We start from the raw sequence: 21,992 nt of genomic DNA, 5'->3' as shown, positions 1-21,992 counted from the left end.
TTTCTCAGAGCGGCGACGTCAGTAGTGCGGCGGAACGTCCTGCATCAGTCGATCGTCGTTCGGTCCCCTGGCACCACGAGGTACGGATGCCGCGGGCTTCTCCCCCGCAGCATGTTCGGGCGAGGGGTCTGAGCCCTGCACGGGAGTCAGCCGAGCGCGCCGAGAGCCGGCCACCCGCACCACCGTCTGACGCGGAGCCGGAGGCGTTCCGTCGTCAGTCATCCTGCGGATCGGAGAGGTCGAGCGGCTCCGTGTCGTTGTCGGCGCGCACGGTGGATGCCGAGATGCCGAGCACCTCGGCGATGCGCGACGCGACTGTCGCCGGGTCGCTGTACAGGTCGAAGGCGTGCACCCGCACGTAGTGCCAGCCGAGACGGCGGAGCACGTTCGGTCGCAGGCGGAGCGTCTCGCGCAGAGATTCTCCCCGGGACTCGGGATCGGACTCGATCACCACCGCCTTGCCCGCATGCTGCGCGACGAGCGGCAGCAGCCCGCGGTAGTCGACGTCGACTGCGGCACCGAGGCGACGCAATTCCCGCGCGAGGGCGAGGGTCAGCGGATCGGCCAGGTCTTCGAGCCGCGCGTCACGGCCCCGAGCGGCCAGTCCGCCGAGGATCGACATCAGGGTCGCGGCCCCGTATTCGAGCCGACCGTCGTCGAAGGCCGAGGGCCTGATCGACGAGACCATCACCATCGAGCGACGTGCACGGGTCATGCCCACCGTCAGCAGTCGCTCTCCGTCGGTCGACGAGAGGTCTCCGAAGTCGCTGAGCACACGGCCGTGCTTGGTGAGGCCGTATCCGAGCGAGAAGATCACGCGGTCACGACTCTCGGCGACCGATTCCTCGAGGGTGAGCACCGCGAGCGGCTCGACCGTGTCACGGCCGACGAAATCGGCGACGTCCGAGCGGCCGGCGAAGGCGGAGGTCACGGCGGCGCGTACGCGCTCGGCGTGACGGCGACTGGCTGTGACGACCATGAGCGACTCGCTGGGCCTGTGCACCGCGTGCTCGACGACGAGGGTCACGACGCGCGCCACCTCGGCATCCGGGCTCTCGACGGCCCCCGAGATCGGATCGGGCGCACCTGTGCCGCCTTCGACGTAGTCGACGGTCAGGCTGCCTCGACCGAGATACGAACCGGCCCATGGCAGCGAAACGATCTCTCCCCCGTAGAACGCGTCGTTGATCAGCTCGGCGAGGTCTTCGCCACCGGCGCGATAGCTGCGGGTCAGAGTCATCACCGGCAGCAGCTCGGAGAGGCGCTCGAAGACCGAGACCTCGTCGAACGGCACCTCCGGCTCCCACTCCGGGTCGGCGCCCACGGCGAGATCGAAAGCCGTGGGTCGCTGCGTCACGGGGTCGCCGAATGCCACGACCTGTCGAGCGCGGCGGATCGCCGGAGTCGCCTCGGCCAGGTTGATCGCGGCGGCATCCACGAGCAGAACAGTGTCGAACTCGACTGAATCGGGGATCTCGGGCACGAGATACGGCGATGAGATCCACACCGGTGCCAGCACGCCGACCAGCGTCGGGGCGGCACTCACGATCTCAGCCGTCGTCGTGGTCTTCTGCGTGAGCGCCTTGCGCAGATGCTGCGATTCCTGCGGCTCGTCGACGATGGCGATCTTCCACTGGTTCGCGAGCTGCCACGCGAGCAGCGGGCCCGCCATCGCAGCGTGCGCCTCATCGACGAGGCGGAAGTCGCGCTCGAGTCGATCCACGACCGCGGTGTTCGCACCGAGCAGAGCCCGGTCGTCCTGCAGTGCGCGTTCCAGGAGCGACTGCCACCAGGCGTACTCGAGTTCTTCGCCCACCTGCGCCTCGGAGACATGACGCACAGACAGCTCGGTGAGCAGGGGCTCGAGTCCGAGATCGGCCAGGCGGTCACGCAGTTCCGCACGCTCGACGAGATTGTCGAAGACATCGGACTTGGCGGCAAGACCCGCCAGTATCCGCACGAGCCTGGCTACGGGAAGGGATGCGAGAGGCTCGCGTCTGCCGAGAGCGGTGTCGAGCTCGGACAGCTCGGCCACGACGCGCTGCCACGCGTTGTAGACGTCGGCGAGGCCCAGCGGGATCTCCGGCGCGACACCCGCGTCGACGCAGCGCTGCCACTGTGTGCGCTGCGCCTGGATGCGCAGCAGCGACTCGTGCATCTCGGTCACGTGCACGCCGGGTCGCACGTACTCCTTCGCCAGGCGACGCAGGCGACGGCGGTTGGCACTCGACATGCCGGGAGAGTCACGCCGCGAGCCGTGGGCCTGGATGAGCTCACCCAGCGGGCGCTCGAAGACGGTCGGGCTGAAGCGATCGAGCGAGTCGCGGATGCCCTGCAGCAGACGCAGGTACTCGCCCAGCTCGTCGATCGTCGCGAACGGCCGCATGTGCGTCTGTGCGATCAGGGCGTAGCCGCGTTCGAGCAGAGCGGGCACGCTGTCGGAGTGCAGTCGCCCGGCGAGCTGATGCGCCGATCGTGCGGCATCGGTGGTCGAGAACGTGACGCCGTACCAGGGCGAGTCATCGGGACCGAATCGGAACTCACCGAGGCGAGCGGCGTGCGAGAGCGCATCGGCGGCCGCCGCGCGATCGTCGGCCAGACGCCGAAGAGTCTCCGTGCTGAGTCGAGCGGTGGTCGACGGCGGCTTGGGAAGCGACGCGAGCCTGGTGAGCTGGCGGGTCGCGTCGAGCACCGATGACCCGGTCCCGGCGACGGGCGCGGTCAGCGCACCTCGATAGTCGATGAGCACGCTGCGCAGGCGCACCAGCGCGTCGTCGACATCGCTCACCTTCGGCGCGGATGCCTTCTCGTTGCGGCCGATCGCGCGCACCAGGTCGCGTCGCACGCTCTGGCTCGATATCGCCAGACCGTCGAGTCCGATGCCGGCGAGGCGATGACGCACGCCGTCGAGCGTCGAGCGGCGGGCAGACACGACGAGCACCCGCTTGCCCGCGCGCACCAGCTCGCCCACGGCGTTGATGACGGTCTGGGTGCCACCGGTGCCCGGCAGCGTCGCGACGGTGAGCGACTGCCCGGCGGCGATCCGGGCGAGCACGGCTTCCTGCTCGGCATCCGCATCGAGCAGAAGGTTGTCGGATGCCGGCGCACGATCGTCCGGACCGACGTGGTGCGGCGCCGGACGACGCGTCGAGACCTGCTCGCGGTCGCCGACGTGCCCGGCGAGCGCGTTCAGCACGATGTGATCGAGGTTGCCGCCGTCGCGCGACATGGCTCCGGCGACGTCGGCGAAAGTCGAGACGACCAGGCGTGGCAGCACGGTGAAGGTGTCGATCGAACGCGTCGTCGCGCGCAGGCTGTCGATCACAGGCTGCGGCTTGAACACCCCGCCGTCGTAGGCGAGCGAGGCGAGTGCTGTGGCGTCGATCGTGATGCCGAAGTGCTCGCGAGCGATGCGCACGAGCTCGGGGTTCACCTCGAACCCGCCCTGCAGCTTGAGTTCGAAGTCGGTGTGGTGACGGCGGATGGCGAGTGGGCGCAGCAGCACGGGAGCCGAGAAGTCGGCTCCGCCGATGCGCCATCCGGCGAGCCCGACCGCGAGGTGCACGGCCTCGATGCCGCGGACGGTGCGCAACTCGGTGTTCTTGGCGGTGATCCGCTCGGCCGCGAGCCGGGCCGTGCGAAGACCCACCTCGTCGCGGAAGAGATTGGAGAGGAGCGTCGACTTGCCCGTGATGAACTGCGGCAGGCTGCCGGGGTGCGCCTTGGAGATGTCGATGGCGGACTCGACCGTGTCGCGGAACGTGACGAGCGGCGACGCTCCGCCGAGATCTGCGGCCTCGGCACGAAGGCGGGTGCGTTCCGCCTCGGCCGCGTGCGCGACCTCGATGTGCCCCGGGGTCACGTGCAGCCCGCCCAGGTTCACCGGGGCATCGTTCGCTGCTTCCGCAGCCTTTCCATCACGTCGCCACACCCTCTCACACTAAGCGCGTCGGGTCGCGTCGTCTGTATCCCGGGCGGGTTTCACCGGATTTCCGCCGGTTCGGAAGGCTGTGAGGTTGTCGCCACCTCTCCTCCACCGTCGGATGCGGACCAGGCCCTGTCCCCCGCCACCGCCCGTTCGGCCGAAGCAGCGGGGTGCGGCAGGTCAGGATGGACGCATGACGTTCCGCTACGACTTCGCCCCCACTCCGTTCGGAGACGCTCTCGCGGTGTTCTCGGAGTCGGGGATCGTGCGCTTCGACCTGTCCGAATCCGCCGATCCGTCGGTGCCCTGGCTGCTCGAGAACATCTCGCGCCGCCTCGGCGCGGTTCCCGAGCCCGACCCCGGTGCCGCGGCAGAGCTGACAGGGCTCCTCGACGACTACTTCGACGGGGTGCCGGTCGTGTTCCACGAGCATCTCGAACTCGACTGGCGGCTGGCCGAGGGCTTCTCCCGCAGAGCACTCCAGACCATCTGCTCGATCGAGTGGGGGCAGACCCTCAGCTACGGCGAAGTGGCGATCCTCGCCGGTCATCCCGGAGCCGCTCGCGCCGTGGGCACCGCCTGCCGACTGACTCCGTTCTCGATCATCGTCCCCGTGCATCGCGTCGTGCGCTCGGACGGCTCGGTAGGCCAGTACGGCGCCCACCCCGAGCGCAAGACGTTCCTCCTCGATCTCGAAGCACAGCGCTGATCGCGAAGCACAGCACTGCCCCCGAACCAGCGTGGACCCCGGCGAGTAGGCCGCCGGGGTCCACGTGTGCGCGGTGGCGTCTGCGGGGCGCCGCCGCACCGAGATCGGTCAGTGCTCGGTGGCCTTCTCCGCACCGAACCCGGTGAGCGAGCGCACCTCCATCTCTGCGGCCAGCGTCGGCGACTCCTTCTGCCGGCTCGTGATCGTGCCGAGCCACCCGAGGAAGAACCCGATCGGTATCGACACGATGCCCGGATTGTTCATCGGCCAGAGCACGATGTCGATCCCGGGGATCATCGAGGTCGGCGAGCCGGAGAACACCGGCGAGAGCACGATCAGGATGATCGCGGCACCGAGGCCCCCGTACATGCTCCACACCGCGCCTCGCGTGGTGAAGCGACGCCAGAACAGCGAGTACAGGATCGTCGGCAGGTTCGCCGACGCCGCGACGGCGAACGCGAGGGCCACGAGGAACGCGATGTTCTGCCCCTGCGCCCCGATTCCGCCGACGATCGCGAGGATGCCGATCACGATCACCGTGCGGCGGGCGACGCGCACCTCACCGTTCGGGTCCGGCTCGACCGGGTTGCCGGCGGCATCCTTCTTGCCCTTCTGGATCACGTTCGCGTAGATGTCGTGCGCGAACGACGCCGCCGCCGTGATCGTCAGCCCCGCCACGACAGCCAGGATCGTCGCGAACGCGACGGCCGAGATGAACCCGAGAAGAACCGGGCCGCCGAGATACAGGGCGAGAAGCGGTGCTGCCGAGTTCGGCCCACCGGGTGCGGCTGCGATCACATCGGCCCCCACGAGCGCGCCGGCACCGTAGCCGAGCACGAGCGTCAACAGGTAGAACCCGCCGATCAGCCAGATCGCCCACACCACCGAGCGACGCGCCTCTTTGGCGGTCGGCACGGTGTAGAACCGCATCAGCACGTGCGGCAGGCCGGCGGTACCGAGCACCAGCGCCATGCCGAGCGACAGGAAGTCCCACGGGTTCGCGCCGTACTGCAGTCCGGGCGCGAGGATCGCATCGCCCTCGTCGGAGTTCGCCACGGCCGCTTCGAGCAGCGTGTTGAGGTTGAAGCCGTGGATCGCGAGCACCCACACGGTCATCGCGATGGCACCGCCGATGAGCAGGAACGCCTTGACGATCTGCACCCAGGTGGTGCCCTTCATACCGCCGATCAGCACGTAGACGATCATGAGCACACCGACGACGGCGATCACGATCGACTGCCCCACGCGCCCGTCGATACCGAGCAGCAGCGAGACCAGCCCGCCCGCTCCCGCCATCTGCGCGAGCAGATAGAAGAAGCACACCGCGAGCGTGGTGATCGCCGCCGCCATGCGCACCGGACGCTGCTTCAGACGGAACGAGAGCACGTCGGCCATCGTGAACTTGCCGGTGTTGCGCATCAGCTCGGCGACGAGCAGGAGCGCCACCAACCAGGCGACGAGGAACCCGATCGAGTAGAGGAATCCGTCGTAGCCGTTGATCGCGATGGCTCCGCAGATGCCGAGGAACGATGCCGCAGACAGGTAGTCACCGGCGATCGCGAATCCGTTCTGCGGACCGGTGAACGATCGACCCGCCGCGTAATAGTCGGCTGCGGTCTTGTTGTTCCGACTCGCGCGGATGACGATGAACAGCGTCACCGCGACGAATGCGACGAAGATCGAGATGTTGAGCACGGGATTGCTCTCGGCCGTGAGGCTCTCGCCGGTGGCGAAGTGAGCGTTCATGCCTGGCCCTGCGCCTTCTCGAGTTCTTCGCGGATCTCGGTGGCTATCGGATCGAGCTTGCGATTCGCGAACGCGACATATCCCATCGTGATCGCGAATGTCGTGACGAATTGTCCGAGGCCGAGCAACAGCCCGACGGTGATATCACCCCACACCCGTTGCGCCATGAAATCCGTCGCGAAGGCTCCGAGCAACACGTAGACGAAATACCAGATCAGGAAAAAGGCGGCGAGCGGGAAGATGAATGATCGTTGCGTGCGCTTGAGAGTGCGGAAACGTTCGGATTCCTCGACGGCGATGTAGTCGATTCCGTCCGCCGAATCGGCAGGTGAATGGTCGGTCATGGGGCCTCCTTGCCACATGTCTACGGCTCGCGTGGTCGTACCGCGCGAGTGGTAGGGTCGACGCTACGAAACGGGGAACGGTGCCGTCACCCCCGAAAGTAGGTAGTCGTCGTGAGCACAGCGACCGGATCCGAATCCGAGACCGAGCTCGTCGCCAGAGCCGTGCGCGAGCTCTCTCAGCGAACCCGCTTTCCCGTGGCCTTCGGCGGCCTGATCGACGAGGGCGTCGTCAGCGTCACGAGCATCGTCGGAAATCGCACGCGAAGCCTCGACGGCCTGCGTGTGCGCCCTGAGCGCGGTCTCGGCGGGCGCGCGATGATGGAACTGCGTCCTCGCATGACCAACGACTACGGCTCGTCCCGGCAGATCACACACGACTATGACGTCTTCGTGCTCGGCGAAGGACTGCGCACCCTGTTGGCGTTGCCGATCGTCGTGGCGGGTCGTCCGCGCGGCGTTCTGTATGCCGGAGGGTGGGACCGGACTCCGGTCGGCGGGGTCACCACGGCGCCTGCGATGCAGGTCGCCCAGTCGGTGGCCGATGAGCTGCGGATCCGCGATGAGGTCGATCGTCGACTGCGCTCCGCGGCACCGGCGCCGGACGCGGTCGCTCCGCGCCAGCGGGAGGAGCTGCGGGAGAGCTTCGCCGAGTTGCGCAGCATCGCCGCCTCGGTCGACGACATCGACCTGCGTGCTCGCATCGCACAGGTCGAGCAGCGACTGGTGACGCTCGCCGGTGACGCTGTCGCGTCGACGGCCACAGGCGCCGTCTCGACCGTTCACCTCTCGCGGCGCGAGACCGATGTTCTGGCATGCGCGGCGCTCGGCGCGACCAACGCCGAGATCGCCGCCCAACTCGGGCTCCGCGAAGGAACGGTGAAGGCCTATCTCGGAACCGCGATGTCCAAACTCGATGCGTCCACGCGCCACGCGGCGGTGACGAAAGCGCGCCGAGCAGGGCTCCTTCCCTGACCGGGATAATGAGGCACCGTCAGGGGTGTCGTCGGCACAGAGATCGCCCGCCGAATCAGCTTCCGAATTCGTGCATCCGATGTATTGTCATCTTCATGGCAAGAAGAATTGTGCACCAGCTGGTTGATGACATCGACGGCAGTATTCTGGAGGTGGGTGAAGGCGAGACCGTGCATTTCTCGCTGAATGGGGCAGCCTACGAGATCGATCTCAAGGCCGCTCACGCCGAAGAGCTGCGAAAGGCGTTCGAGCCGTACATCGCGGCGGGCCGCCGCGCGGGCTCCGCCGGCGCAGTGCGCTCGGCCGGCTCTTCGCGCAAGCGTCCGGCTCGCAATCCCGAGGTCGCCGCCATTCGCGCATGGGCGAACGACAACGGCCACTCGCTGTCTGAGCGCGGCCGCATTCCTGCATCCGTGGTCGACGCCTACAACGCCGCCCACTGATTCACGCTGCGCAGTGATTCGGCCCCGCTGGCGGAGATTCCACCAGCGGGGCCGATCACATGTGTGGCCAGAACTTCCGCTCAGTCCGAAGGACCCGCCCCGGCCTGCGCCCACGCTTCATCTTTCAGTGCGATCTCATCTGCCATGTCGGACAGGAACCGGATGACGACGTCGCGCTCCTGCGGGCTGAGTCGCGCGGCCGAATAGAACCTCTTCGCCTGCTGCCGGCCGACGGTCTCCATGGCTGCCTGCCGGGTTTCGGACGTGATCGTGATCGCGAGCGCGCGCCGATCGGTCGGATGCGGCGCACGACGAATGTGTCCGCCCTTCTCCAGCCGGTCCAGCAGCTTCGTGGTCGATGCGGTCGAGATGCCCAGGTGCGTGGCGATGCCGCCGGGCGTCGCGGTGACTCCCCGGTTGTCGGACACGATCAGGTAGTGGAGCGCCCGCATGTCGGTGTCGTTCAGACGCATGTATCGCCGCGAAGCCAGCGAGAGCTTCTGTTCCGCATCCCGCAGATCACCGAGCGCCCCCATCAGGGCCGCGATCTGCTGAAGATCCTCGGGCCCCACACCCGCACGGTCGATGAGCACGCTTCGTGGGTCGCTCGACTCGACGTCGTAGATCGCCGAGTGTGCGAGCCCGTCGGGCGACATCGACCCCCGCCCCGAGCCCGCATCCGACGAGCCGCTCCCCCGAGGGCTGGCGTCAGATCCGTTGTTCATGGGATCATGCTACACACGATTGGATTCATGTTATGTTGATAATTAGCTAGGCTAGCGAAATCTTGGAGGTTCCCCGTTGGATGAGGTCACCCTCCTTTCCGCAGACGGAGACGCGATCGGCGTGTTCCCGAAGGACGAGGTGCACACGACGCACACGCCCCTGCACCTGGCCTTCTCGTGCCATGTCCTCGACGACGAGGGCAGATTGCTCGTCACTCGACGGGCTCTGGGCAAGCGCACCTGGCCGGGAGTGTGGACGAACAGTTTCTGCGGGCATCCGCGACCGGGCGAAGACATGACCGCCGCCGTGCATCGCCGCGCGCAGGACGAACTCGGCCTCACGGTGACCGACGTCACGATGGTGCTCGCCGACTTCCGCTACCGCGCTGTCGACGCGAGCGGGATCGTCGAGAACGAGATCTGCCCCGTGCACATCGCCCGGATCGACGGCACCGTATCACCCGACCCCGATGAGGTCTCGGAGTGGGCATGGGTCGACCCCGCCGAGTTCGCCGAGGCGGTCGCAGCCGCTCCCTTCGCCTTCAGCCCCTGGCTCGTCGAGCAGCTTCCGCAGCTGCGTGCGCTCGGGGCGGTCTGACATGACCTCGACGGCGATCCACGAAGACATGGGCACGCAGGTCGAGGAGGTCCTGCGTCGCCGGTTCACCGCCCACAGCGAGAACGCGCAGGCATACGGCAGCGAGTTCGCCTCGCTGTGGCGAGCCGCCGCAGACCACGCACTCGGCGGCAAGCTCGTGCGCCCGCGCCTCCTGCTCGACATCCACCGTGCACTGGCACCGCACGCACCCGCCGAGGCGGCGACGGCAGCCGTCGACGTCGCGACGCACATCGAACTGCTGCACTACGCCTTCCTCCTGCACGACGACGTGATCGACGGAGACCTGACCCGTCGCAAGCGCCCGAACCTGATCGGCGCGCTCGCTGCCGGAAGCCCGGGATCCACGGAGGAGGCATCGCTGCACTGGGCACGCTCGAGCGCGATCCTCATGGGAGACCTTCTGCTGTCCGCGGCCGTGATGGGTTTCGCCCGGGTCGACATTCCCCACGAGACGCGCACCCGACTCCTCGACCTGGTGGAGCAGACGATCCTCGAGACCGTGGCCGGCGAGCACACCGATGTCGCGCTCAGCCACGGCATCGTGGCGCCCGATCTTCACACCGTGCTGAACATGAGCGTGTACAAGACGGCGACCTATTCGTTCTCTCTGCCGTTGCGCGCCGGCGCCATGCTCGCCGGATCCTCGCTCGCGGCGCAAGACGCCCTGCATCTCGTCGGGCGACACCTCGGGCTGGCCTATCAGTTGCAGGACGACCTGCTGTGCGTGTTCGGAGACCACCGGATGCATGGCAAGGATGCCTTCTCCGATCTCCGCGAAGGCAAGGAGACCGCGATCATCGCGTATGCCCGCTCGACGTCCGCCTGGCCGCACATCGAACGCACCTTCGGCTCCGATGACCTCACGACGCACGAGGCGACGGAGATTCGCGACCGGCTTCGTGAGTGCGGAGCCGAGAGCTTCGTCACAGGGCTCATCGCCGACCAGCGCGAGGCGGTGGACGCGCTGCTCGCCGGGGCCGAGAACAGCGGAGAGATCAGCGCGGCCGCCGCGCACACGATCGCCGCGGTCGCCGCTCGGCTCGATGGGCGGCAGTCGTGAGCGCCGCCGCGGCGCAGAGCGGCGGCGACAGCCTGGGTCGTTTCAGCCGCGCCGCCGACACGGCCTCGACCGACGTCATCCGCACCTATTCGACGTCGTTCGGTCTGGCCACCCGTCTGCTCGGCGAGCGTCATCGCCAGCACGTGCGCAACATCTATGCGATGGTGCGGATCGCCGATGAGATCGTCGACGGCGTCGCCGCGCAGGCGGGCCTCGACACCTCCGCGCAGACGGAGGCTCTGGCCTCCTACGTCGCGGAGACCCATCGTTCCATGCGCACCGGGTACAGCACCGACCTCGTGCTGCACGCATTCGCCCGCACGGCGCGCGAGTGCGCCATCGGCGAGGACCTCACGCAGCCCTTCTTCGACTCCATGAATGCAGACCTCACGAATGCCGCCGACTTCGCCGGCTACGACGCAGAGGCGCACGAACGTTATGTCTACGGATCGGCAGAGGTCGTCGGGCTCATGTGCCTGCAGGTGTTCCTTCGCGGAACCGCGCGCACGGAAGACGAGCGCGCCACCCTCGTGCACGGCGCCAGGCAGCTGGGTGCGGCCTTTCAGAACGTGAACTTCCTGCGCGACCTCGCCGATGACACCGACCGTCTGCAGCGTGGCTATCTCGCGGAGTCCGGGCGTCTCACCGACGCGGATCGAGACGAGTGGGTGCGCAGGATCGACGAACAGCTCGACGATGCTCGGCGATCGATCCCGCTGCTCCCCAAAGACGCACGTGCGGCGGTGCGCAGTGCCCTCGCACTCTTCGAGGCGCTGAACCGGAGGGTCGCGCGGACTCCCGCGAGCGAGCTCTATCGCCGTCGCGTACGTGTGCCCGACCCGCTCAAGGCGCTCCTCGCCGCGCGCGCGGTGGCCGTCACTGCTGTGGAGCGCGACCGATGAGCCGCGTGACCGTGATCGGGGCCGGTGTCGCGGGCCTCGCCGTGGCCGGTCTGCTGGCGCGCGACGGACATGAGGTGACCGTCTACGAGAAGAACTCCCGCGTCGGCGGACGAGCCGGAACGATCGAACGCGACGGCTTCCGCTTCGATTCGGGGCCGTCGTGGTATCTGATGCCGGAGGTCTTCGACCACTTCTTCACGATGATGGGGACGACGACCGAGGAGCAGCTCGACCTCACCGTCCTCGACCCGGGCTATCGCGTCTTCCGCCAACCCCGGCCCGACGGCACTGCGATGGCGTCGGTCACGGTTCCCAGTGGCCGGGCAGCGGTGACCGAGCTGTTCGAGTCCCGCGAACCGGGATCGACCGCCGCGCTCGACGCCTATCTCGACTCGGCGCACGAGGCCCGCACGATGGCCGAGAAGTACTTCCTCTACAACCCGTTCACCCGTCTGCGCACGCTCATGAGCCCGGAGGTTCTGCGCGCGCTCCCCCGCCTCCTGTCGCTGCTCGGCACCCGCCTGCAGTCCTTCGCCGCCCGGCGCTTCCGCGACCCGGTGCTCAGACAGATCCTGGGCTACCCGGCAGTGTTCCTCGGCACGGATCCGCGCAGCGCTCCAGCCATGTACCACCTGATGAGCGCCCTCGACCTCGACGAGGGAGTGAGCTATCCGCAGGGCGGCTTCTGGCGGGTCGTCGAACGCATCGCCGACCTCGCCCGCAGCGCCGGGGTGACGATCGTCACCGATGCCGATGTCACCGCCATCCGCACTCGCGACGCCGGGGGCGAGCGCGTCGCCGCCGGCATCGAGTGGCGCGACGCCGACGGCATCCTGCATCGTGAGGACGCCGACATCGTGGTCTCGGGCGCCGACCTCCACCACACCGAGACCCGCCTGCTGCCTCCGGAGTTGAGGACGTATCCGGAGAGCTGGTGGGAGCGCCGCACGAGCGGTCCGGGCGCCGTGCTGGTGATGCTCGGAGTGCGCGGGGCGTTGCCCGAGCTGCCGCACCATTCGCTGTTCTTCACTGACGACTGGGACGCCAACTTCGACGCGATCTTCGGCACGCATCCGGTGATCCCCTCCCCCGCGTCGACCTACGTGTGCCGCCCCAGCGCGACCGATGCGACCGTCGCCCCGCCCGACCACGAGAACCTCTTCGTGCTCGTGCCGATCCCGGCCGACACCGAGCTCGGCGGCGGAGGGTCGGACGGATCGGGCGCCGCCCCCATCGAAGCGGCCGCGGATGCCGCGATCGACCTCATATCCCAGTGGGCGGGCATCTCCGATCTGCGCGAGCGGATCGTGGTGCGCGAGACCAAGGGGCCCGCCGATTTCCGCGACGACTACAACTCCTGGCGGGGCGGAATGCTCGGACCCGCGCACATCCTGTCGCAGAGCGCGATGTTCCGTGCGCAGAATGCGTCGAAGCGCGTCGCGGGACTCTACTACGCAGGCGGCACCACCGCGCCCGGAGTCGGGGTGCCGATGTGCCTCATCAGCGCGGAGATCGTGCTGAAGCGCATCCGCGGCGACCACTCGAGCGGACCTCTGGCCGAGACGACGACCACGACGCCCACGCAGGTCTCATGATGGGCGCGGTGTATCTGGCGATCCTCCTCGCGACCCTCGGCTGCATGCTGCTGCTCGACTGGCGCTTCCGACTGTTCTTCTGGCGCGACGCCGTCTCGGCATCCATCGTCACGATCGTGGGCCTGGCCTTCTTCCTGCTGTGGGACATCGCCGGAATCGCGGGGGGCATCTTCTTCCGTGGCGAGGCCGTCGTCGCGACAGGCATCGTTCTGGCGCCCGAACTGCCGATCGAGGAACCGATCTTCCTGCTGTTCCTCGTCGTCTGCACCATGGTCGTCTACACCGGGGCGATGCGCATCCTCGCTCGACTGCGGGTGCGGAGCGGCGCGGAGAATCCGGCATGACCTACATCGAGCTCTCCGCCTGGTTCCTCGGCGTCGCCGTCGTCGTCGCGGTCATCGCCTCGCTGATCGCCGGAAGACGCCGCGCGAGCCTGGCCGGCATCGGCATGACAATCGCCGTGCTGTTCGTCCTCACCGCGGTGTTCGACACGCTGATGATCGCGACCGGGCTCTTCCACTACTCACCCGGCCATCTGCTCGGGTTCCACATCGGACTCGCCCCCCTCGAAGACTTCGCGTATCCGATCGCGGGCGCCGTACTGCTGCCGGCGCTGTGGGCTGCGCTGCGAGCGCGCCGCGGCGCGCGCGTGACGACCGTCGAGGAGGACCGCTCATGAGCGCATCGCACACCTCCGTCCGCAGCGATGTCGCGCAGATCGTGCTCTCCTCGCGCCCCATCAGCTGGATCAACACCGCGTTCCCGTTCGCGGCCGCCTATCTGCTCGCGACACGAGAGATCGACCTCACGCTGATCCTCGGAACCCTCTACTTCCTCGTGCCCTACAACCTCGCGATGTACGGCATCAACGACGTCTTCGACTACGCCTCCGACCTCGCCAACCCTCGAAAGGGCGGCATCGAGGGCGCACTGCTCTCACCCCGCATCCACCGAGCGACGCTGTGGGCGGCGGTCGTGACGAACGTCCCGTTCCTCGTGTACCTCGTCGTCGTCGGCAACCCCGCGTCCTGGCTCTGGCTCGCGATCAGCGTGTTCGCGGTGATCGCCTATTCGGCTCCGGGACTCCGTTTCAAGGAGCGCCCGTTCCTCGACTCGACCACCTCGAGCCTGCATTTCGTGACGCCGGCGATCGTGGGCCTCACCCTCGCGGGCGGAGCGGTCACCCCCACCGCGGTGATCGTGCTGGTCGCGTTCTTCCTCTGGGGCATGGCCGCGCACGCCTTCGGCGCGGTGCAGGACATCGGCCCCGACCGTGAGGGCGGCATCGGCTCGATCGCCACGGTGATCGGTGCTCGCGCGACGGTGCGCCTGTCGATCGTGCTGTGGGCAGCGGCAGGCGTCGCCATGCTCTTCACGTCGTGGCCGGCTCCCCTCGGCGCTGTGCTCGCCCTGCCGTACATCGTGAATGCCGCGCCGTGGTGGAACGTCACCGATGAGACGTCGGCGGGAACGAACCGTGCGTGGCGCCGCTTCATCGCGCTCAACTACTTCGCGGGCTTCCTCGCCACGATGATCCTGATCTTCGCCTGGGTCTCCTGACTCCTCCGGCCTGAGCGCCCGCTTCCCCCTTCCCCGCCCCCTTCCCGAGAGGAACCCGATGTCCCGCCCTGACCGCTCGACGACCCCGACGACCCCGTCGATCCCGCCGACCCGTGAGCGCACCCGTCGACACTCGTGGGTGCGAGTCTTCCTCCCGGTCGCACTGATCCTCGTGTGGCTGGTGGGCGCCGGACTCGGCGGCCCGCTGTTCGGCAAGATCGACGAGGTCTCGTCGAACGATCAGACCAGTTATCTCCCCGAATCCGCCGACGCGACCCAGGTGCAGGAGCTGCTCGGCGAGTTCCGCGACAGCGACACCATCCCGGCGATCGCGGTGTTCGTCGCAGACGGCGAGCTGTCGGAGAGCGACATCCAGGCCATCACGGATGCCGTCGCCGACGCGCCGTCCGTCGAGGGCGTGAGCGCCGACGTCTCCCCCGCCCTCACCTCCGACGACGGTCGTGCCGTGCAGGCGTTCATCCCCATCGACGGTGACGCGGAGCTGGCCGATGCCGTCGCCGCGCTCGGCGACGACCTGCGTGCCGCCGCGCCCGACGGAGTCACCGTCTACATCACCGGGCCCGCAGGGTTCAGCGCAGACCTCGTGGCCGGGTTCGCGGGCATCGACGGGCTCCTCCTCGGCGTCGCCCTCCTCGCCGTGCTGATCATCCTGGTGCTCGTGTACCGCTCGTTCCTGCTGCCCGTCGTGGTGCTGTCCACGAGTCTCTTCGCGCTCTGCGTCGCGCTCCTCGTGGTCTGGTGGCTCGCGAAGTTCGAGGTGCTCCTGCTCAGCGGACAGACCCAGGGCATCCTGTTCATCCTGGTCATCGGCGCGGCCACCGACTACGCACTGCTGTTCGTCGCACGATTCCGTGAAGAGCTCCGGGTCTCGCGCGACAAGGGCGCCGCAGTGCTCGCGGCGTGGAAGGGCTCGTTCGAGCCCATCGTCGCCTCGGGCGGCACCGTGATCGCGGGCCTCCTCTGCCTGCTGCTCAGCGACCTGAAGTCCAACAGCACGCTCGGTCCGGTCGCCGCGATCGGCATCGTCTTCGCCATGCTCGCGGCACTCACCCTGCTCCCCGCGCTGCTGCTGCTCTTCGGACGAGCCGTCTTCTGGCCGCGACGCCCGAAGTTCGAGCCGGAGGTCGTGGCCGAGGAGCACGGCATGCGCACGACCGGTCTCTGGGCTCGCCTCGCGCGCATCATCACGAAGCGCCCCCGTGTCATCTGGATCGTCACGACGCTCGTGCTGGTCGCCGGAGCATCCGGGGTGCTGCAGCTGAACGCCGTGGGCGTGCCGCAGTCCGACCTCGTGCTCGGCGAGTCGGAGGCACGCGACGGCCAGGTCGCGCTCGGAGAGCACTTCCCCGGCGGATCCGGCAGCCCGGTGTATGTCATCGTCGAGGAGGACCGGCTGCAGGATGCTGCCGACGTCCTGCTCGCGAACGACGGCATCGACGGTGTCGCGGTCACCGCATCGGACTCGCCGAGCGGCTCGGCGCCCGTGACGGCCGACGGCATCTCGGCGTTCGGGCCTCCAGGTACGCCCGCTCCCGAGCCCACGGTCGTCGACGGCGAGGTCCTGCTCCAGGGCACCCTCACGGATGCGGCCGACTCCGACGCGGCGGCCCAGACCGTGCGCGATCTGCGCACCGACCTCGATGAGATCGACGCGGTCGTCGGTGGTGTGACGGCGACGGCGATCGACACGAACGACGCGTCGATCCACGACCGCAACCTGATCATCCCGGTGATCCTCGTCGTCATCATGCTGATCCTGATGCTCCTGCTGCGGTCGATCCTCGCGCCGGTGCTGCTGATCGCCACGACCGTGCTGTCGTTCGGCACGGCGATGGGGGTCTCGGCGCTGGTCTTCAACGGAGTCTTCGACTTCCCCGGGGCCGACCCCGCCGTTCCGCTCTACGGATTCGTGTTCCTCGTCGCACTCGGCATCGATTACAACATCTTCCTGATGACCCGGGTACGCGAGGAGTCGCTCGAGCACGGAACGCGCGAAGGCGTGCTGCGCGGGCTCTCGATCACCGGCGGTGTGATCACCTCTGCCGGTCTGGTGCTCGCAGCGACCTTCGCCGCGCTGTCGGTGATCCCGATCCTGTTCCTCGTGCAGCTCGCGTTCATCGTCGCGTTCGGTGTGCTCCTCGACACGTTCGTGGTGCGCTCGCTGCTCGTGCCGGCGCTCGCCTACGATCTGGGCCGTGTGATCTGGTGGCCGTCGAAGCTGTGGCGTCGAGGTCTCGACTGATGGAGTGCCCTCGACTGGATTCGAACCAGCGACCTGCCCTTTAGGAGAGGGCTGCTCTATCCTGCTGAGCTACGGGGGCGAGGGTTCCATTCTAGAGGACCCCTCGCTCTCCGCTCACGCGGCGAGCGCCAGGTAGGGCTCCCACCTGGGGTCGCTGCGCTCAGTCCCACGAACCGTCCACGCGGTGCCGTGCGGGGGGCGCGGCGTGAACCGCAGTGCCCACCGCATCTCCTGCGGCGTGCGGTCGCTCTTGACGTTGTTGCAGCGGAGGCAGCAGGCGACGAGGTTCTCCCACGAATCCGCACCCCCACGCGATCGAGGCAGCACGTGGTCGATGGTCGACGCGGCCTTGCCGCAGTAGCCGCACCGATGATCATCCCGTCGCAGCACGCCCCGCCGCGTCACGGGAACCCGTCTGCTCACGGGGATGCGCACATAGCGCGACAGAATGATGACGGCAGGTCTGTCGTAGACACCGTGACTGCCCCAGACAGGATCATCCTCCACGCGTTCGATCACCGTGGCCTTGTCATTCATGACCAGGACCAGGGCTCTCTTGAACGACACGATCGCCAGAGGCTCGTATCCCGCGTTCAGTACCAGTGTGCGCATCGTCATCCTCTCGATCCGCCGGGACGGCTTCCCGGCACTCTCGACTCACACGCGCCGCGCAGAACGTGAGCGCACGCAGGGACGAAAAAAGGCGCTGTCTACAGACAGCGCCTCATACGCACGGCAGAACCGTGGTGTCCCTGCGGACGATGCTGAAGGACGTGACGACCGAGGGCATCCATGGTTCGGATGCTCGGTATTCGCACCATCAGCTTCTCCCGCCTGTTACGACAACGGGTTCAGGCTAACCCATCCCCTGGGCAGGAGGGCCGAACTCCCGATGAACAGTCGGAGGCGTGTCCGAGAGGAGCTTCGAGAGAAGTCGACGAGAATCAGCCGGCGTTGGCGCCGAGCCAGGCGATCGGCTCCATGAGCCCGCCGTTCACCCAGACCTCGAAGTGGAGGTGGTTGGCAGTGGAGCGACCGGTGCTTCCGACGAAGCCGATCAGCTGTCCGGCGGCGACGGTCTCGCCCGCCTGCACCTGACGCGAACCGTAGATCATGTGACCGTACGTGGTCTGCACCCGCTGTCCACCCACGACGCTGTCGAGCATGACGGCGACGCCGTATCCGCCGATGCTCTCTGCCGAGGCGCGCACCACACCGGCTGCCGCCGCGTAGATGGGCGTGCCCGCCGGAGCGAGCATGTCTGCGCCCTGGTGGGCTCCGCCGACAGTACGGCTGACGTTGTAGGAGCCCTGGGGAAGCGGGTAACGGACCTCGCCCGAGCCGGGCGAGACGAGCGCATAGTTGCCGGTGTTGAAGTTGCCACCGGACGATGCGAGCGATGCCGCCGCCGCCGAGGCTGCAGCTGCCGCACGTGCCGCTGCTGCTTCTTCGGCCTTCTTCTTGGCGATCTCGTCGGGGGTCGTGGCAGTGAAGGTTCCGCGATTGAGAGATGCTGCCGTCGCAGCGGACGCGACGACGAGCGACTGCGAGTCATCGGCCGCAAGCTGCTGCACCGTCGTGGCGGCGGCCTCGCTGGGCTTGGACGTCGCGTATGCCGGCAGAGCCACTGCGGCGACGAGAGCACCGACTGCCCCGAAGATGGCGACCGAGCGGAGAGGCTTCGCGACCCGTCGTGCACTCGTTACTGAGCGGGTGCTTCGGGCGACTGCTCGATCTTCAGATGTCTTCGCGGGCGATTCGATGTCTCTGACCAAAACGTAATCCTCCTGGGCCTGCACGCTCGGGTTGCGCTGGCTCGTCGGCACTCTGCTCTCGTGGCACGAATGTAGCTTCGGGTACTTTGTGCGTTCTGACCGGGAAGACGACGAGCCTGGAAGGCGATCCTCTCGGGTATCGCCAGCGGGCTTTCGCGGCGACCTGTCCGAGGTTACCGGAAGATAACGAAAGTGTCACCCTGTGAAACTGGTAATCCTCGCAGAGGCGGAATCACGGGGGTTCTCCGCCGCGATCAGGCAGGCTCCCCGACCAGGAAGATGTGAGATGCGAGCTCGACCGGAAGCTCGAGTCCGTCTTCCTTGCCCTCCATCTGGATGAGCACGTAGCCCTCGTTGAAGCGGTAGTCCCCCTTCGCGCCCGGAACCACGCCGGCATCGCGAAGCTGTTCGAGCAGCTCGGGATCGACCTGCGCAGGCTCCGCGAGGCGTCGCACGGTGCCCTCGATGGGAGCGCCTGCGGCGTTCAGCTTCTGCACGAGACCGATAACGCCCTCGTCGAAGGTGCGTGCAGGCATGTCGCCCAGCTGGTCGAGACCGGGGATCGGGTTGCCGTACGGCGACTCGGTCGGATGTCCGAGAAGCTCGACGAGTCGACGCTCGACCTGCTCGCTCATGACGTGCTCCCACCGGCACGCCTCTTCATGCACATAGGCCCAGTCGAGACCGATCACGTCGGAGAGCAGTCGCTCGGCGAGGCGGTGCTTGCGCATCACGTCGACCGCCTTGCGGCGCCCTGCATCGGTCAGCTCGAGCGTGCGGTCCTCGGACACGACCACGAGGCCGTCGCGCTCCATGCGCCCGACCGTCTGCGAGACCGTGGGGCCGGAGTGACCGAGGCGCTCGGAGATGCGTGCGCGCAGCGGCACGATGTTCTCCTCCTCGAGTTCGAGGATGGTGCGGAGGTACATCTCCGTGGTGTCGATCAAGTCCGTCATGCGGCCCTCCGAGTCTTCTTAGGCAAGCCTACATTCCCGCGGGGACATCGGGGTGTCACGCGGTGCGGCAGCAGGATCGGCACGGCCTAGAATCGACGCATGGCGATCGAGATTCCCCGTGACCTCCTGCCCGCTGACGGCCGCTTCGGCTGCGGACCCTCGAAGGTGCGCCCCGAGCAGCTCGAGGCGCTGCTCGCCGCCGGGCCCACTCTGCTGGGCACCTCGCACCGTCAGGCGCCGGTGAAGAACCTCGTCGGCAGCGTCCGTGAGCAGCTCGCGGCACTGTTGCGACTCCCCGAAGGCTACGAGATCATCGTCGGCAACGGCGGATCGACGGCCTTCTGGGATGCCGCGGCCTTCGGCCTCATCGAGCGCCGCAGCCAGAACCTCGTCTTCGGCGAGTTCGGCGGCAAGTTCGCCGCCGCAGCGGCGGCCCCGTGGCTCGAGGCCCCCGATGTCCGCAAGGCGGAGCCCGGCTCGCGCGTCGCCGCGGAGATCGTCGACGGCGTCGACGTCTACGCCTGGCCGCACAACGAGACCTCGACCGGTGTCGCTGCGCCTGTCGAGCGCGTGACCGCTGAGGGCGCACTGACCGTGATCGACGCGACCAGCGCCGCCGGTGGCATCGATTTCGATGCCACCCAGGCCGACGTCTACTACTTCGCGCCGCAGAAGAACCTCGGCTCCGATGGAGGCCTGTGGTTCGCAGCCGTCTCCCCGGCCGCGATCGACCGCATCGAGCGGATCGCCGCGTCTGACCGATACATCCCCGAGTTCCTCAGCCTGAAGAACGCCGTCGACAACTCCCGGCTCAACCAGACGCTGAACACTCCCGCGCTCACCACCCTGCACCTGCTCGACAGCCAGCTCCGCTGGATCAACGACAACGGCGGCCTGGCATGGGCGGGCGCGCGAACCGCCGAATCGTCGGGCGTGCTGTACGACTGGGCCGCGGCATCAGCCGTCGCGACACCGTTCGTCGCGGATGCCGCACACCGCTCTCCGGTCGTCGTCACGATCGACTTCGACGACACGGTCGACGCCGCCGCGATCGCCAAGACGCTGCGCGCCAACGGCATCGTCGACACCGAGCCGTACCGCAAGCTCGGGCGCAACCAGCTGCGCGTCGCGACGTTCGTCTCGATCGAACCCGACGACGTGCGCCAGCTGACGCGGGCCATCGACCACGTGCTCGAGCACCAGGGCGACTGACCAGCGGTCAGGAGCATGAAGAGGGGGCCGCGTGATCACGCGGCCCCCTCTTCATGCTCGCGCTCTCGTGAGAGCGCGAGGTCATTCCTCGTCGTCGGAGTCCTCGTCGTCGGAGTCCTCGTCGTCGGAGTCCTCGTCAGAATCATCCTCGTCAGAGTCCGCGTCCTCGGAATCCTCGTCGGAATCGTCCTCGTCAGATTCGTCGTCGGCAGTGACCGAGTCATCGAGCTCATCGATGTCGACCCCGTCGAGATCCCCCGCGTGCAGCACGCGAGGTTCCGCCGTCAGATCGTCCTCGTCGAGGTCATCATCGTCGTCGTCGTCCGAATCGTCGTCGTCCGAATCGTCGTCGTCGTCGAGATCGTCCTCGTCCTCGTCGATGTCGTCGAGCTCGTCGTCTTCGAGCACATCCGCGTCATCCGCATCGGGGTCTGCCTCGGCCGCGGCGGCGGCCTGCTCGGCCAGCTCCGCCTGGTGCGCGCGGTACTCGGCGAGGCGCTCGGCCCACGGCACCCATTCGGGAGCCAGCAGAGCACCGTCACCGGGAAGCAGCTCGACCTCGAGAACTGTCGGGTCATCCTCCTCGACGCGCGCGACCGTCACTGTCCAGTACCAGCCGGGGTACCCGGGGAGACGGTTCTCGAATCGCAGAGAGACCGACCCGTCATCCTCGGGGAGGAAGCCCGCCGCCGGGCCGACCGAAGATGCCGGTGTGATCTCGTGCAGCGCCGCCAGCGCGAGATCGTGAGCGTCGACGAGACGCTGGTCGACGTCAGGCTTCGAGGTCATCAGCGACCTTGCGCAGAACGGCTGCGATCTTGCGGCCGTGAGCGGACGAGGGGTAGCGACCGCGGCGCAGATCGCCGCCGATGCCGTCGAGCAGCTTCACCAGGTCCTCGATGATGATCGCCATGTCGTCGGCCGGCTTGCGCTTGGCCTTGGCGAGGCTCGGCGGAGCCTCGAGAACGCGCACCGAGAGCGCCTGGAGTCCGCGCTTTCCGTCGGCGACGCCGAACTCGACCCGCGCACCGGCCTTCACGGCCGTCCCGGCGGGCATCGCCGACGCGTGCAGGAAGACATCCTGGCCGTCATCGGCGGCGATGAAGCCGAAACCCTTGTCTTCGTCGTAGAACCTGACCTTGCCGGTGGGCATGGGAGAACCTCGCTGAGTCGGTGTGGAGCTGAA

The 21,992-nt window shown here is 67.9% G+C and carries 22 protein-coding genes and 1 tRNA gene; 12 read left to right on the top strand and 11 right to left on the bottom strand.

Annotated features, from left to right (window positions below; genetic code table 11):
• Positions 1-18: 18 nt before the first annotated feature.
• Both ACZZZN_RS02885 and ACZZZN_RS02880 read right to left on the bottom strand, forming a co-directional pair.
• The gene (locus ACZZZN_RS02885; protein ID WP_463503723.1) at positions 19-222 is read right to left on the bottom strand and encodes a hypothetical protein; all 204 of its coding nucleotides are present in this window, start codon (positions 220-222) and stop codon (positions 19-21) included.
• Positions 215-3,931 (bottom strand): AAA family ATPase, encoded by a 3,717-nt coding sequence (locus tag ACZZZN_RS02880; protein ID WP_463503722.1) that lies wholly within the window; start codon positions 3,929-3,931, stop codon positions 215-217. Before ACZZZN_RS02880 ends, ACZZZN_RS02885 begins: the two co-directional genes overlap by 8 nt.
• Before the next feature lie 187 nt (positions 3,932-4,118).
• Here ACZZZN_RS02880 and ACZZZN_RS02875 point away from each other — a divergent pair, with 187 nt between their 5' ends.
• Complete coding sequence (locus tag ACZZZN_RS02875; RefSeq protein WP_463503721.1) at positions 4,119-4,634, top strand: methylated-DNA--[protein]-cysteine S-methyltransferase; 516 nt, start codon at positions 4,119-4,121, stop codon at positions 4,632-4,634.
• Between the two features lie 108 nt (positions 4,635-4,742).
• On the opposite strand, the gene ACZZZN_RS02870 is transcribed toward ACZZZN_RS02875, so the two are convergent.
• Both ACZZZN_RS02870 and ACZZZN_RS02865 read right to left on the bottom strand, forming a co-directional pair.
• Positions 4,743-6,380, bottom strand: coding sequence for a solute symporter family protein (locus ACZZZN_RS02870; protein ID WP_463503720.1), 1,638 nt, complete (start codon positions 6,378-6,380; stop codon positions 4,743-4,745).
• Positions 6,377-6,724, bottom strand: a complete 348-nt coding sequence (locus ACZZZN_RS02865) for a DUF485 domain-containing protein (protein ID WP_463503719.1) — start codon at positions 6,722-6,724, stop codon at positions 6,377-6,379. Before ACZZZN_RS02865 ends, ACZZZN_RS02870 begins: the two co-directional genes overlap by 4 nt.
• 111 nt (positions 6,725-6,835) lie before the next feature.
• On the opposite strand from ACZZZN_RS02865, the gene ACZZZN_RS02860 reads away from it, so the two are divergent.
• Together ACZZZN_RS02860 and ACZZZN_RS02855 are read left to right on the top strand one after the other, a co-directional pair.
• Positions 6,836-7,696 (top strand): LuxR C-terminal-related transcriptional regulator, encoded by an 861-nt coding sequence (locus tag ACZZZN_RS02860; protein WP_463503718.1) that lies wholly within the window; start codon positions 6,836-6,838, stop codon positions 7,694-7,696.
• Positions 7,697-7,791: 95 nt separating this feature from the next.
• Positions 7,792-8,139: a histone-like nucleoid-structuring protein Lsr2 gene (locus ACZZZN_RS02855; protein WP_463503717.1), complete on the top strand. Its 348-nt coding sequence runs from the start codon at positions 7,792-7,794 to the stop codon at positions 8,137-8,139.
• Positions 8,140-8,219: 80 nt separating this feature from the next.
• Here the strand turns inward: ACZZZN_RS02855 and ACZZZN_RS02850 are convergent, their stop codons facing one another.
• A complete protein-coding gene (locus tag ACZZZN_RS02850) occupies positions 8,220-8,795 on the bottom strand; it encodes a MarR family winged helix-turn-helix transcriptional regulator (protein ID WP_463506536.1) in 576 nt (191 codons plus the stop codon).
• Between the two features lie 145 nt (positions 8,796-8,940).
• On the opposite strand from ACZZZN_RS02850, the gene idi reads away from it, so the two are divergent.
• The 8 genes from idi to ACZZZN_RS02810 are packed head-to-tail and all read left to right on the top strand — an operon-like array spanning position 8,941 to position 16,863.
• Entirely contained in the window at positions 8,941-9,462 is a 522-nt protein-coding gene (gene idi / locus ACZZZN_RS02845) for an isopentenyl-diphosphate Delta-isomerase (protein ID WP_463503716.1), read from the top strand.
• Between the two features lies 1 nt (position 9,463).
• Positions 9,464-10,543 carry a polyprenyl synthetase family protein gene (locus tag ACZZZN_RS02840; RefSeq protein WP_463503715.1) on the top strand — a complete coding sequence of 360 codons (1,080 nt, stop codon included), beginning with the start codon at positions 9,464-9,466 and terminating at the stop codon, positions 10,541-10,543.
• The gene (locus ACZZZN_RS02835) at positions 10,540-11,445 is read left to right on the top strand and encodes a phytoene/squalene synthase family protein (RefSeq protein ID WP_463503714.1); all 906 of its coding nucleotides are present in this window, start codon (positions 10,540-10,542) and stop codon (positions 11,443-11,445) included. Before ACZZZN_RS02840 ends, ACZZZN_RS02835 begins: the two co-directional genes overlap by 4 nt.
• Complete coding sequence (crtI, locus tag ACZZZN_RS02830) at positions 11,442-13,040, top strand: phytoene desaturase family protein (RefSeq protein WP_463503713.1); 1,599 nt, start codon at positions 11,442-11,444, stop codon at positions 13,038-13,040. Before ACZZZN_RS02835 ends, crtI begins: the two co-directional genes overlap by 4 nt.
• On the top strand, positions 13,040-13,384 hold the full coding sequence (locus ACZZZN_RS02825) for a lycopene cyclase domain-containing protein (RefSeq protein ID WP_463506535.1): 345 nt from the start codon (positions 13,040-13,042) through the stop codon (positions 13,382-13,384). Before crtI ends, ACZZZN_RS02825 begins: the two co-directional genes overlap by 1 nt.
• Complete coding sequence (locus ACZZZN_RS02820; RefSeq protein ID WP_463503712.1) at positions 13,381-13,719, top strand: lycopene cyclase domain-containing protein; 339 nt, start codon at positions 13,381-13,383, stop codon at positions 13,717-13,719. The genes ACZZZN_RS02825 and ACZZZN_RS02820 overlap by 4 nt, the downstream gene beginning before the upstream one ends.
• The gene (locus ACZZZN_RS02815) at positions 13,716-14,600 is read left to right on the top strand and encodes a prenyltransferase (protein ID WP_463503711.1); all 885 of its coding nucleotides are present in this window, start codon (positions 13,716-13,718) and stop codon (positions 14,598-14,600) included. The genes ACZZZN_RS02820 and ACZZZN_RS02815 overlap by 4 nt, the downstream gene beginning before the upstream one ends.
• A 58-nt stretch (positions 14,601-14,658) precedes the next feature.
• On the top strand, positions 14,659-16,863 hold the full coding sequence (locus ACZZZN_RS02810; protein ID WP_463503710.1) for an MMPL family transporter: 2,205 nt from the start codon (positions 14,659-14,661) through the stop codon (positions 16,861-16,863).
• A gap of 5 nt (positions 16,864-16,868) precedes the next feature.
• On the opposite strand, the gene ACZZZN_RS02805 is transcribed toward ACZZZN_RS02810, so the two are convergent.
• From ACZZZN_RS02805 to ACZZZN_RS02790, 4 genes are all read right to left on the bottom strand, one after another.
• Positions 16,869-16,942 (bottom strand) — tRNA-Arg (locus ACZZZN_RS02805).
• A gap of 35 nt (positions 16,943-16,977) precedes the next feature.
• Positions 16,978-17,475 (bottom strand): HNH endonuclease, encoded by a 498-nt coding sequence (locus ACZZZN_RS02800; RefSeq protein ID WP_463506534.1) that lies wholly within the window; start codon positions 17,473-17,475, stop codon positions 16,978-16,980.
• 332 nt (positions 17,476-17,807) lie between these two features.
• Positions 17,808-18,491, bottom strand: coding sequence for a M23 family metallopeptidase (locus ACZZZN_RS02795; RefSeq protein ID WP_463503709.1), 684 nt, complete (start codon positions 18,489-18,491; stop codon positions 17,808-17,810).
• A 401-nt stretch (positions 18,492-18,892) separates the two neighbouring features.
• Positions 18,893-19,594, bottom strand: a complete 702-nt coding sequence (locus tag ACZZZN_RS02790) for a metal-dependent transcriptional regulator (protein WP_463503708.1) — start codon at positions 19,592-19,594, stop codon at positions 18,893-18,895.
• Positions 19,595-19,693: 99 nt separating this feature from the next.
• On the opposite strand from ACZZZN_RS02790, the gene serC reads away from it, so the two are divergent.
• A complete protein-coding gene (serC, locus tag ACZZZN_RS02785) occupies positions 19,694-20,806 on the top strand; it encodes a phosphoserine transaminase (protein ID WP_463503707.1) in 1,113 nt (370 codons plus the stop codon).
• Between the two features lie 81 nt (positions 20,807-20,887).
• Here serC and ACZZZN_RS02780 read toward each other — a convergent pair whose 3' ends face one another.
• Complete coding sequence (locus ACZZZN_RS02780; RefSeq protein ID WP_463503706.1) at positions 20,888-21,595, bottom strand: DUF3027 domain-containing protein; 708 nt, start codon at positions 21,593-21,595, stop codon at positions 20,888-20,890.
• The gene (locus ACZZZN_RS02775; RefSeq protein ID WP_463503705.1) at positions 21,579-21,959 is read right to left on the bottom strand and encodes a cold-shock protein; all 381 of its coding nucleotides are present in this window, start codon (positions 21,957-21,959) and stop codon (positions 21,579-21,581) included. The genes ACZZZN_RS02780 and ACZZZN_RS02775 overlap by 17 nt, the downstream gene beginning before the upstream one ends.
• Positions 21,960-21,992: the final 33 nt, after the last annotated feature.

It is taken from the genome of Microbacterium sp. AC145 (assembly GCF_979258505.1).
Note: the sequence above shows the minus strand (reverse complement) of the source record. Positions and strands in the feature narration are given on the sequence as shown.